The organism is Nesiotobacter zosterae, assembly GCF_033843645.1.
GTDB classification, from domain to species: domain Bacteria; phylum Pseudomonadota; class Alphaproteobacteria; order Rhizobiales; family Stappiaceae; genus Pseudovibrio; species Pseudovibrio zosterae.
The window spans coordinates 14260-25259 of record NZ_JAWXVZ010000018.1; the positions used below are offsets into that span (position 1 = coordinate 14260).

The 11000-nt window shown below is 56.0% G+C and carries 14 protein-coding genes; all 14 read left to right on the forward strand.

Annotated elements, in window-relative coordinates; genetic code table 11:
* Nucleotides 1–6 precede the first annotated feature (6 nt).
* Nucleotides 7–1704, forward strand: a complete 1698-nt coding sequence (locus Q3Y58_RS18910) for a terminase large subunit (protein ID WP_461668049.1) — start codon at nt 7–9, stop codon at nt 1702–1704.
* Nucleotides 1701–2924, forward strand: a complete 1224-nt coding sequence (locus Q3Y58_RS18915) for a phage portal protein (protein ID WP_319623351.1) — start codon at nt 1701–1703, stop codon at nt 2922–2924. The genes Q3Y58_RS18910 and Q3Y58_RS18915 overlap by 4 nt, the downstream gene beginning before the upstream one ends.
* Nucleotides 2921–3769, forward strand: coding sequence for a head maturation protease, ClpP-related (locus tag Q3Y58_RS18920; protein WP_319623352.1), 849 nt, complete (start codon nt 2921–2923; stop codon nt 3767–3769). Before Q3Y58_RS18915 ends, Q3Y58_RS18920 begins: the two co-directional genes overlap by 4 nt.
* Before the next feature lie 14 nt (nt 3770–3783).
* The gene (locus Q3Y58_RS18925) at nt 3784–5094 is read left to right on the forward strand and encodes a phage major capsid protein (RefSeq protein ID WP_319623353.1); all 1311 of its coding nucleotides are present in this window, start codon (nt 3784–3786) and stop codon (nt 5092–5094) included.
* A gap of 77 nt (nt 5095–5171) precedes the next feature.
* Entirely contained in the window at nt 5172–5408 is a 237-nt protein-coding gene (locus Q3Y58_RS18930; protein WP_102867634.1) for a hypothetical protein, read from the forward strand.
* Between the two features lie 28 nt (nt 5409–5436).
* Nucleotides 5437–6036 (forward strand): head-tail connector protein, encoded by a 600-nt coding sequence (locus tag Q3Y58_RS18935; protein WP_319623354.1) that lies wholly within the window; start codon nt 5437–5439, stop codon nt 6034–6036.
* 8 nt (nt 6037–6044) lie between these two features.
* On the forward strand, nt 6045–6377 hold the full coding sequence (locus Q3Y58_RS18940) for a phage head closure protein (protein WP_028482244.1): 333 nt from the start codon (nt 6045–6047) through the stop codon (nt 6375–6377).
* A complete protein-coding gene (locus Q3Y58_RS18945) occupies nt 6374–6823 on the forward strand; it encodes an HK97-gp10 family putative phage morphogenesis protein (protein ID WP_319623355.1) in 450 nt (149 codons plus the stop codon). Before Q3Y58_RS18940 ends, Q3Y58_RS18945 begins: the two co-directional genes overlap by 4 nt.
* The gene (locus Q3Y58_RS18950) at nt 6820–7218 is read left to right on the forward strand and encodes a DUF3168 domain-containing protein (RefSeq protein ID WP_319623356.1); all 399 of its coding nucleotides are present in this window, start codon (nt 6820–6822) and stop codon (nt 7216–7218) included. The genes Q3Y58_RS18945 and Q3Y58_RS18950 overlap by 4 nt, the downstream gene beginning before the upstream one ends.
* Nucleotides 7219–7656: a phage tail tube protein gene (locus tag Q3Y58_RS18955; RefSeq protein WP_319623357.1), complete on the forward strand. Its 438-nt coding sequence runs from the start codon at nt 7219–7221 to the stop codon at nt 7654–7656.
* On the forward strand, nt 7653–7982 hold the full coding sequence (locus tag Q3Y58_RS18960; protein ID WP_319623358.1) for a hypothetical protein: 330 nt from the start codon (nt 7653–7655) through the stop codon (nt 7980–7982). Before Q3Y58_RS18955 ends, Q3Y58_RS18960 begins: the two co-directional genes overlap by 4 nt.
* Nucleotides 7979–8182 carry a phage tail assembly chaperone gene (locus Q3Y58_RS18965; RefSeq protein WP_143181343.1) on the forward strand — a complete coding sequence of 68 codons (204 nt, stop codon included), beginning with the start codon at nt 7979–7981 and terminating at the stop codon, nt 8180–8182. Before Q3Y58_RS18960 ends, Q3Y58_RS18965 begins: the two co-directional genes overlap by 4 nt.
* Nucleotides 8175–10298, forward strand: a complete 2124-nt coding sequence (locus tag Q3Y58_RS18970; RefSeq protein ID WP_319623359.1) for a hypothetical protein — start codon at nt 8175–8177, stop codon at nt 10296–10298. The genes Q3Y58_RS18965 and Q3Y58_RS18970 overlap by 8 nt, the downstream gene beginning before the upstream one ends.
* Nucleotides 10299–11000 (forward strand): hypothetical protein, encoded by a 702-nt coding sequence (locus Q3Y58_RS18975; protein ID WP_319623360.1) that lies wholly within the window; start codon nt 10299–10301, stop codon nt 10998–11000. It abuts the gene before it with no gap.

The following is an 11000-nucleotide window of genomic DNA, read 5'->3' on the forward strand; positions in this document are numbered from 1 at the left end:
GCGCATTTGACAGTGCATTGGACAACGGCCTGCCCAGACTGGGAACGGCGGATTGTTGCCGGCGAGACCCTGATCCCGCTGGAACCGCTATTCCCGGATGAGGCGCAGGCGGCGCTTGATGTGTTCAAGTCGCTAAAAGTAGTTGATGTGCCGGGCATGCCAACATTTGGCGAGTGCTGCGATCAGTGGGTGTTTGATTTCGTAGCTGCCATATTCGGTGCCTATGATGCCGCGACAGGCAAGCGGCTCATCACCGAGTTCATGCTCCTGATCTCGAAGAAGAACGCGAAATCGACCATCGCGGCGGGGATCATGATCACGGCACTGATCCGGAATTGGCGCCACCTGAATGAGCTGCTCTTGCTGGCACCGACGATCGAAGTTGCCAACAACTCGTTTGAGCCGGCGGCTGCGATGGTCAACTACGATGAGGAGTTGAAGGGCATCCTCACCGTTCATGACCACAAGCGAACGATCAAGCACGAGACAACCGGCGCGCAGCTGAAGATTGTTGCAGCTGATAGCGATACGCTATCAGGCAAGAAGGCGGGCTTCGTACTGGTTGATGAGCTTTGGTTGTTTGGCAAAAAGCCCAAGGCGGCCGCCATGCTTCAGGAGGCAACGGGAGGCCTTGTTTCCAAGCCGGAAGGGTTTGTGGTTTATCTGACAACCCATTCCGATGAGCCTGCAACCGGGGTTTTCAAGTCCAAGCTTGAGTACTTCCGTGATGTGCGGGACGGCAAGATTGAAGACCCGCAAAAGCTCGGGGTTCTTTATGAGTTCCCGCAGAAGATGATCAAGTCCCGCGACTATCTGAAGCCGGAGCATTTCTACATCACCAACCCGAATCTGGGGCGCTCGGTTCGCCTTGAGTGGCTGACTTCCAAGCTGCGAGAAGCGCTTGATAGTGGTGACGGTGACAAACAGTCCTTCCTGGCAAAGCACCTGAATGTGCCGATCGGGATGAACATGCATCGCGATCGGTGGGCCGGTGCGGATCATTGGGAAAGCGCAACTCTCGAGGTGATCCGTGATCTGGACGTGTTTCTTGAGCGCAGCGAGGTCGTGGTTGCCGGCATCGATGGCGGCGGGCTGGATGACTTGCTGGGGCTTTGCCTGATTGGACGCGAGAAGGTGACAAACATCTGGTTGCTATGGTCCATGGCCTGTTGCCACGAGATTGCACTCGATCGCCGCAAGCAGATTTCGGAAATCCTGCGTGGCTTTGAAGGTGATGGTGACTTCTTCATCTGCAGTCAGGTGCAGGACGATATCTTGATTGTCGCGGATATTTTGGAGCAGGTGCTCGATAGCGGATTGTTTCCGGAGCAAAACGCCATCGGACTGGATCCGGTTGGTGTGGCAGCAATCATTGATGAACTCAACCAGCGCGGATTTACAGAGGGGCAACTTGTCGGTGTTCCGCAAGGCTATCGGCTATCCGGGGTGACCAAAGGCATGGCGCGCAAGCTGGCAGATGGGTCGCTCGTTCATGGCGGGTCACGGATGATGGCGTGGTGTGTGTCCAATGCCAAAACCGAAAAACGTGGCAATGCGGACTACGTCACGAAGCAGGCCTCAGGTTCGATGAAAATTGATCCGGTCGTGGCGGCGTTCAATGCCTTTGATCTGATGAGCAGGCACCCGGTTGCCAGTAGCAACAACATCAACGATTTCCTCGCAAATCCGGTGATGGTCATATGATGCGATTTTTGAGAGCGGCGCTGCGCGGGGTGCGCAATGAGCTGCGGGGCGATGGCATCGGTTGGGTGGGGCTCAATTCGGCTTCAGGCTTTACCAGTCCCAGCCACAAGACACCGAGCGGCAAAACAGTCAACGCGACAACGTCTTTGGAGGTTTCTGCCGCGTTTGACTGCGTGCGAAAGACGGCACAGGTCGTGTCTTCGCTTCCCTTGAAACTTTACCGCAAAGCAGCGGCCAAGCGCGAAGAGATCGAGGATGACCTGTCGGACATTCTGACCACAAGCCCGAACCCGGAACAGACTGGTGTGGAGTTTTGGGAAGGCATGACCGCACACATGGTGTTGAGGGGTAACGCCTATGCCGAGCGGTTGATGATTGGCAACCGGCTTGTTGGCCTAAAACCGCTTCTTGATGTTGAGCCTAAACGTACAGCAGACGGATCGTTTGAGTATGCAGTGCGGGATCGGGGCAAGCTTGAGACACTGCCGGCTGGCAAGGTTTTTCATCTTCGGGGCTTCGGCCCAGGTGATGGTATCGGGCTCTCGGCCATTCGGTATGGGGCAGGTTCAATCGGGGCGGCATTGGCTGCGGATGAAACAGCTAGCCGTGTGTTCTCGAATGCGATGATGGCAAGCGGGGTATTGAGCTCCGAGCAGACATTGAACGCAGACCAGCGGGCAAGCTTGCAAGATTTGCTGACGCGCTATGCGGGCTCCAGCCGGGCCGGCAAGATGCTGGTTCTGGAGGCAGGTCTGAAATTCCATCAGCTGCAGATGAACCCGGAAGATGCCCAGCTTTTGGAAACGCGGCGCTTCAACGTTGAGGACGTGTGCCGCTGGTTTGGAACACCGCCGATCGTGATTGGCCACGCCGGGCAGGGGCAAACCATGTGGGGCACCGGGGTTGAGCACATCATGCTCTCCTGGTTGTCGCTGGGTATCAACCCGCTGCTGACCCGTATTGAAGCGCGAATTTTGAAAGATCTGGTTCCGGTTGAAAAGCGCAGGACGCATTATGCCGAGTTCACCCGCGAAGCCATGCTGAGGATGGACAGCAAGGCCATGGGCGACTTCCTTTTGAAAATGCGGATGGGCGGTTTCATGTCCGGCGATGAGGGGCGCGACAAGCTGAATCTGCCACGGCGTGGCGGCAAGAATGATGAGCTGGTTGTGCAGACCTCCATGGGACTGGTGGGCATGTTGGGCAAGGAGGACACATGAGCATCCGCGAGCTACCCAAAGCCCGGTTGACCAGCCGGCAGGGGCTGCAAAGCGCCATAAGCGATGCGGTTCTACAGCGTTGGAACCCGGATTTGCAGGCATCCAGCGAGGAGACAGACGGCAACGTTATTTCGATCCTCGATCCCATCGGTGACAATTGGCTCAGTGAAGCGGTGACAGCCAAGGGCGTCGCCCGTCGCCTTGAAGGGTTGGGCGACAATGATGTGGTGGTGACCATCAACTCACCGGGCGGTGATTTCTTTGAAGGTCTGGCGATTTACAATCTTTTGCGCGAGCACAAGGCCAAAGTGACGGTGAAGGTTTTGGGGCTGGCGGCCAGTGCTGCATCCATCATTGCCATGGCCGCAGATGAGATACAGGTGGGCCGTGCTGCATTCCTGATGATCCATAACACCTGGGTTTGTGCCTGCGGGGATCGTCATGCCTTTGCGGATGTGGCCGAGTGGCTGGAGGCTTTCGACAAGTCGGCCGTCAGCATCTATGCGGCCCGTACTGGTATCAAAGCCGCTGATCTTCACGCGATGTTGGACAAGGAAACATGGATCAGCGGCGAAAAGGCGGTTCAACAAGGGTTTGCCGATACCCTGCTATCCTCCGATGAAGTGGACAGCAAGGCGGAGATCGCGGCCCAATCTCTTTCTGCCAATGCGGCGCAAAAACAGCTCGATGTTCTGCTGGCGCGCCTTGGCATTCCTCGTTCCAATCGCCGGACACTTTGTGCGGCGCTGAAGGGAAGCAAGTCTGGCGCTGCTTCCCCCGGCATGCCAGGCGCTGCCGATATGGCGGGTGTGCAGGGCATCCTCGCCAAATTGCAATCCATGTAGCTGGAGATTGATCAATGATCACGAAATCCATGATGCCCGCCATATCTGTGGCGGCATTGGCCGCGACGCGCCCAGATGCCGTATTGGGCACGGTCCGCAGTGAAGCTTCCGACATGGAAGCCCTTCTGAAACAGGTTTCACAGCAGCTGGATCGGGTAAGCGGGGATGTAAAATCCACTGCCGAGACTGCGTTGCAAGAGGCCAAGCGCTCCGGTGAGGTCTCAAACGAGACCAAGGCAACCGCTGACAGGTTGCTTAGTGAACAAACCGCGCTCAGCAAGGCTGTATCCGACTTGACCACGACCCTTGAAGGGCTTGATGCGAAGACACAAGAGCTGTCTCAGCACGTCGCCAGCGGTCCCGGCGCATCACCCGCTTCGGTGCAGAGCTTGGGGCAGGCGTTTGTTTCCAATCAGGAAGCCATCAGTTCTTTTGCCGCAAACGGTGCCAAAGGCAGTCTGCGTATTGAGGTTGCCAACGCAATCACTACAGCAGACGGTTCTGCAGGCGGCCTGATTACTCATGAGGAAGAACGTGTGCCGGTGCGCTTGCCGCGTCGCCGCATGATGCTTCGTGCCCGCCTTACCCAAGGCACTGTGGGATCAGATCTGGTTACCTATCGAAAGCAGGTCCTTCGCGACAATCAAAGTGCGATGGTTGCTGAAGGGACGGCCAGCCCGGAATCGAGCTACGGCTGGGAAAAGGCCGATGCCAAGGTCAAGAAGATCTCCCATCACACCAACATTACGGAAGAAGCGCTTGCCGATGCCGATTTCCTGCAAACGGAGATCGATACCGAGCTTCGTTATGGTCTGGATCTGGAAGAAGAAGAGCAAATCCTTGCGGGCGATGGCACAGGAGAAAACCTGACTGGGCTGCTGACAGAAGCGCCTGTTTTCGTGGCGCCGTCTGGCCTGCCGGATGCGACCCGTATTGATCGCTTGCGCCTTGCCATTTTGCAGGTGGCACTTGCCGACTATTCTGTGACTGACCTTGTGTTGAACCCACTTGATTGGGCGGCCATCGAAATGCAGAAGGATTCGGAGAACCGCTACATTTTTGCCAATCCTGCCGCGATGACAACACCCGTGTTATGGGGCAAGGATGTGATCGAAACCAACACCATGTCGGCTGGCGAATGGCTGGCAGGCGATCTGGCAATGGCGGCCACCTACTATGATCGCCAACGCACCGAGGTTCTGATTTCCTCAGAACACGACACCAACTTCGTTGAAGACATGCTGACAATGAAGGCCAGAAAGCGGGTTGCAATGGCAATCAAGCGTCAGGCTGCCATGGTCAAAGGCAACTTCACCTTTGCCTGATCTGCAGAACCGTCTTCTGACCTAAAGCTCTGCGCGATGGTTGGAGCGCAGAGCCTATTCCAAATCGGAGAAAGCAAATGTGGGTGAAGGTTCTTCAAACCCGGAAAACCGAGATCGGGTTTCTGCGGTACGGGCAGGTGATCAATCTCGATGACAAAGACTACAAAACACGCAAGGTGCTGGATGATCTGACAAGAGGCAGGACACCGGCCTTAAAGAAGCTGAACGCCAAGCAACTGGTGGAAGCGCGCAAAGAAGGCCTCGGCGTCTATCCAGAGCTGGATCTGACCGGTTCCTCTGATGATGCGGACTGAAGCAGCGCTGTTTGGTGGTCATTGATCCATGAAGAGTGAACATAAACCATCAAGGATGGGGGCAGCACCGCGTTTGCCTATCACGCTGGAGGAGGCCAAGGCCCATCTCGTGGTGGATTTTAACGACGATGACGGCTTGATTTTGGCCTATATGCAGGCCGCCGTTGATCAGCTGGACGGATATGAGGGGGCGCTTAATCGCTGTCTGCTAAATCAGACCTGGCGCGAGGTTTATCGAGATTGGCCGGTCGATCGTGAGCTTGAACTCTGGTTCGGTGATGTCTCTGCGGTCACGGTGACCTTTCTCGACCAATCTGGTGTGGAGCACGTCATTGATGAGGCGTGCTATGAGCTACTTGAAGGCTTTGGACGATCTTTCATCCGGTTCCTGCCGACATTCACCGAGCCATTGCTTTCAAAAGACACCACAACGCCTGTGCGGGTTGAGTATGTCACTGGTTTTGGCGATCTGCCGGAAAATGTGCCAGCGGCCATTCGCTATGGCGCATTGATGATCGTGGGATCCTACTATGCCAATCGGGAGGACTTGGTGGTGGGCTCACAAGCCTCCACATTGCCCAGGTCAACCGAATTGATGATCAAGCGCTATCGGCGTTTTGTCGTTTAAGGGCACTCATGCGGGCAGGGTGGCTCAGAAACAAGGTTCAAGTTGAGCGGGAAATGCAAACCCCAGACGGTGCCGGCGGGGTGTCGGTTGAATGGCAGATCATTGCTGCCATTCGGGGTGAGCTGCGTATGTCTAAGGGTAAGGAAGTTGTCTCATCCGGGCAGATCGAGGCCAGTGCCATGGGTACGGTTTCGCTCAGATATTCAACGGTTACCGCATCCATCACTGAAGCCGATCGCGTGGTTGTCGACGGAATCCCAATGAACATCCGCAGCGTTCGAGATCCGGAAGGGCGCAAGCGGCGCATCGAACTGATCGTGGAGCGAGGAGTTGCTCAATGAGCCGAGATGGGATCACCATCAAGCAACGGGAGTTGGATGATAATATCAAGAAGTTGAGGCGTATCGTTCCTACTCTTGATCATGAAATGGACAAAGCGCTGAAGCGCACCACGGATGAGCACGTAAGGCTCTCACGCGAACTGGCGCCCAAGGAAAGCGGCGAGCTGGCTGCGTCACTAAGGAATGAGAAAGTAAAAGGCGGTGTTGCTACATTTCGCAACGCGCGCCGAAAGGAGCACAAGACTGTTGTTGAGTATCGCTCAATCTCTGCAACCAGTAGCTGGGGCATCTACGCAATGGCGCGTTGGGTTTTTGCGGAGTTCGGAACCGTTTATGCCGAGGCGCATCCTTTCATCTTTCCGGTAGCGCGCCTGCTCAAGCGCCGACATACGGGGCGCATGCGGCGGGCCTTGTCCAAAGCTCACAAACGGGCATTTCGCAAATGATGGATTACGCTGTGCCTCTGCAGCGCTGGCTCTATGAGGCGCTGACCCAGCCGGCAATCCAAGGCATATGTGCTGTTGTCGATCATCGCCCGCAGCACGCTCACCACCCGTTCATTGAGATAGCTGGCTCTGAGTTTGTCGAGGATGACGCGCAGTGTGCGCCGGGGGGATCTCACGTTCTTACCCTTCATATCTGGTCGCAGGGGCGCGGGCAGAGCGAAGTCAAACAGATCATGGGCGAGATCTACGAGCGGCTGCACGACCAAAGCCCGGATCTCACGGGGTTGGCTGCCTGCTTTTCGCGTGTTGATCAAACGCGTGTGTTGAACGATCCGGACGGGAAGACCCGTCATGGGGTGATGACAATCCAGTTCACATGCCGAAAGGAGATTTGAATGGCGGGTGCAGAAAGTAAAGGCCGGCTGATGTTGATCAAGCTCGGTGATGGCGGGGATCCTGAGACCTTTGAGCCCGTGTGCGGCGTCAAGGACAAGAGCTTCTCGATCAATAACAATACGGTCGATACAACCCGTCCGCCATGTGACGATCCGGGCGCGCCACTTCACTATTCGGGCGCTTACGGGGTTCGCACGATTTCCATCAGTGGAAACGGCGTGGCGATTGGAAAGCCGGAATACCAGAAAATTGCTCGGGCAGCGATTGAGCAAGATTATGTCACTTGCCAAATCATCGTTCCGCTGTGGGGCACCTTCACGGGCACTGTGCTGTTTAACTCTGTTGAGGCCTCAGGGCCCATGGAAGGTGAGGTGGAGTTTTCCATCGAACTGACAATGACCGGCGACATAACCGTTGATTGGGAGGCCCTTGTATGAGAAAGCCGATCAAGTCTCGCGGTGAAGTCGCCTGTTCTTTCAACGGAAAAGAGTACATTTTGTGCGCCACCATGGCTGCCCTGGATCAAATTGAGGCGGAGACCGATCTGGCAATTGCCGATCTCATCAATGAGATCAACAAGAAGCGGCTTTCTGTGTTGCGACGCTGCTTTGAGGCGCTTGTGGTGGAAGGTGATGCGGCAGCCGCATTTGCAGATAAAGTTGGCGTGGCGGAACTGCCCGAGCTCTCGATCTCAATCATGGATGCACTCATCCCAGATATGGGGACTGATGAGGGAAACGGGGACGCGGCGAGCGCGAGTTGAAGCGCTGGCCGCTCTCTGACTGGATGCAGTGGATGCCCGTGCTCGGCTGGCCGCCTGATGTCTTCTGGCGAGCGTCCATGATGGAGCTTTTTGCAGCGATTAAGGGCTGGCAGCGGGCGAACGGGGCTGCAGATGATGACAGCCAGATCACTCCAGACGATCACAACGAACTAAGGCGATTGGTGGCGAAGTATGGCTAGCGGCACTGAAAAGCTCGTGATGCTCTACGAAGCGCAGAACAAAGACGTTTTGCGCAAGTTGCGGCAGATCGAGAAAAGCCAGAAAAAGGCATTCGATAATAAGAATGTGAGCCGTTTCAACCGCTCCATGCAAGCATCGGCTACAAAAGGGGCGCGGCTTAAGACCACGTTTGCGCAAGCGGGCCGGTCTGTTTCCGCGATGCAGGGACCACTTGGTGCAATTAGTGGTCGGTTTTCCTCCATGGCGTCATCGCTTACTCGAGTAAATCCGGCTGTTGCCGCGTTCGGGATCGGGATTGCCGGCCTTTCAGTTGTAAGCGCAAAAGCGCTGAAGGCCTTTGAGGGCTTTGAAACACAGAGCCTGAAGCTGGATGCGGTGTTGAAAGCCACCGGCTTTTCCGCTGGTCGCACGGCGCAGCAACTGGAAGAACTGGCGCAGGGTGTTGGCTACGATACGCTGGCGGGTACCACAGGAGCGCGAGACGCCATTGCACAGCTTCTGACGTTTCGCTCGATAACAGGCGAGACGTTTGACCGGACAATCAAGCTTAGCCAAGATCTGGCTGCAGTAGGTTTTGGCACGTTGGAAAGCTCAGCTGTGCAACTGGGTAAAGCACTGGAAGATCCGGCCACGGGCCTGTCCGCCTTGAGGCGCGTTGGTGTGTCCTTTTCTCAAAGCCAACGGGACCTGATCAACAACTTCGTTAAAACCGGGCAGGTGGCGCAGGCACAGAATGTCATTCTGGATGCGGTTGAGAGTCAGGTCGGAGGGGCTGGTGTTGCTGCTGGGAGTGGATTGGCTGGTGCTTATGACAGTCTTTCTGAAGCGACACAGATACTTCTAGAGCGTTGGGGTGCCCAAATCTCCGAAGCAACTGGGCTTCGAGAGGCAATTCTAGGCATTGCTGATGCTGTAAACCGAGTGAATGAGGCGGCCGGCTCAGCAGCAACGCTGTCCGCGGTCAATCAAAACATCGAAAAGGTACACGAACGAATTTCGTTCTATCGCGGCCGCGATGACATGCGCGACAGTAGCAGAGAACGCAAGCTACAGTTCTATCAGGCTAAACTGCGGGATCTGCGTAAACAGCAGAATGCACTGTTACGCGAGTTGGATCATCAACGTAAACAGGAAACTCACGCCCATTTGGCTGGGCTGGAGGCGCAGCAAGAGCTTGCAAACCAGCGCGTTGAGGCTGTGGTTGCGGCACAGGAAAAGCTGATCTCCAATGCAGCCAAGACGCCCTTGCAGCGTCAGATAGATCTTAACCTTTCAACTGCGGGCGTGACTGCTGACAGTGATGCTGGCCAACGTGTAATCGAAGTGACCCGACGCGCCTTTGAACTCAGCAAAGGCGAAACCAAGGCGCGGGCGGCAGCCGCAAGCGCTGCAGGAAATCAGGCAGATCAAGTCCACCAGGTGATTGAGGCTCTGCAACTGGAACGCCAGCAGATTGCCATGAACGATGTAGAGCGCCGGATCTCAAACGAACTCACGAGCGCGGGTGCCGGTGCAACAGCTCTACAGCGAGCCGAGATCGAAAAGCTGACCCGCGCCAATGCCCAGCTTGTTTATGAACAGGAACAGGCCGCAGAAATGGCAGGATTCATGGGGCAGAATATTGCCTCTCAGTTTCAGCTGATCACCGGCCAGATTGAAACGGGCAACCGGGCGCTTGATACGTTTATCCAGAACCTGGCAAATGCTGCAATACAGGCTGCTGTGTTTGGAGAGGGACCGTTTGGCAAGTTCTTTGGCGGGTCATCATCTGGCGGCGGTGGCCTTATGAGTTTTCTTGGTAAATTTGGCGGTTTCTTCAAAAACGGTGGCAATCTCGGTGCAGGTCGATGGGGCATTGCCGGGGAGGCCGGGCCCGAGCTTATTCGCGGTCCTGCCAGTGTAACGCCCATGAGGCCTATGGCGGGTGCAGGCGCACTTACCGTTTCAGTTGCGCCCTCTCGGTTCTTCGATGTTGTGGTGCGTGATCTTGCCGGCAATGTTGTCCAGCACGCAGCACCGTCGATCGTTTCGGCCGGTGCTCAGGCAGGGGCAGCCTTGGTTCAAAAGAATTTTGGCCGCATGCAGTCCCAGGCGCACATGGCTTCGGGTGCTTGAATGGTTAGTTACATTGAATGGCCGCGTGAGCTGATTTCGCCGCGCCATTACACGCCGGGTTTCGACCCACAGACCAACCCTCAGGATCGCATGTCGCTTACTGGGCGTTTAGGGAATGGATCGGTACCGGGGCTGGGGATTTGGCGTCCGCGCTTTTCTGAGGTGCCGGTCCATCAACGGATCAACCAATCTGCCTTTGATGCGCTGGCGGCACAGATGAATGGGCGCGACGTTCATGTGCTTCTGCCATTCTATCATTTCGGCAAGTATCCCAAGGGCTCTGATCCGGTGGACGTTGGGTTTGCAAACGGAATGGACTTCGACGGCGGAAACCGGTTCGTTTCAACTGGCACCACGGCACTTGTAGCCGAAAACGCTTTTGCCGGGTCTGCCGCGGTTCAAATTTCAAAGGTGGCCTGTGCCACCATTATACCAGGCCATGCATTTTCCATAGGCCGGCACCTTTACCAGATCCGCTTTGTCGACATGCAGAACGACAACACGGCTCAAGTACGGATTCGGCCAGAACTGCGGGACGATATTTTGATCCGTGATGAAGTGGAGTTCGCAAGGCCGTGGGTGATGGCAACTCTGGTTGAGGGAATGGGCATGGACTTTGACCAGCAGTTCGGACGCTACGGGACGCCTTCTTTACAGTTCATCGAGAATACCGCTCCCTTCGATCCGGATCACGAGGTGTGA

Coding starts and splice junctions, on each gene's coding strand:
- Q3Y58_RS18915 (WP_319623351.1), top strand. CDS start 1,701: ATGATGCGATTTTTGAGAGCGGCGCTGCGCGGGGTGCGCAATGAGCTG.
- Q3Y58_RS18930 (WP_102867634.1), top strand. CDS start 5,172: ATGTGGGTGAAGGTTCTTCAAACCCGGAAAACCGAGATCGGGTTTCTG.
- Q3Y58_RS18945 (WP_319623355.1), top strand. CDS start 6,374: ATGAGCCGAGATGGGATCACCATCAAGCAACGGGAGTTGGATGATAAT.
- Q3Y58_RS18925 (WP_319623353.1), top strand. CDS start 3,784: ATGATCACGAAATCCATGATGCCCGCCATATCTGTGGCGGCATTGGCC.
- Q3Y58_RS18935 (WP_319623354.1), top strand. CDS start 5,437: ATGAAGAGTGAACATAAACCATCAAGGATGGGGGCAGCACCGCGTTTG.
- Q3Y58_RS18920 (WP_319623352.1), top strand. CDS start 2,921: ATGAGCATCCGCGAGCTACCCAAAGCCCGGTTGACCAGCCGGCAGGGG.
- Q3Y58_RS18960 (WP_319623358.1), top strand. CDS start 7,653: ATGAGAAAGCCGATCAAGTCTCGCGGTGAAGTCGCCTGTTCTTTCAAC.
- Q3Y58_RS18975 (WP_319623360.1), top strand. CDS start 10,299: ATGGTTAGTTACATTGAATGGCCGCGTGAGCTGATTTCGCCGCGCCAT.
- Q3Y58_RS18955 (WP_319623357.1), top strand. CDS start 7,219: ATGGCGGGTGCAGAAAGTAAAGGCCGGCTGATGTTGATCAAGCTCGGT.
- Q3Y58_RS18950 (WP_319623356.1), top strand. CDS start 6,820: ATGATGGATTACGCTGTGCCTCTGCAGCGCTGGCTCTATGAGGCGCTG.
- Q3Y58_RS18970 (WP_319623359.1), top strand. CDS start 8,175: ATGGCTAGCGGCACTGAAAAGCTCGTGATGCTCTACGAAGCGCAGAAC.
- Q3Y58_RS18940 (WP_028482244.1), top strand. CDS start 6,045: ATGCGGGCAGGGTGGCTCAGAAACAAGGTTCAAGTTGAGCGGGAAATG.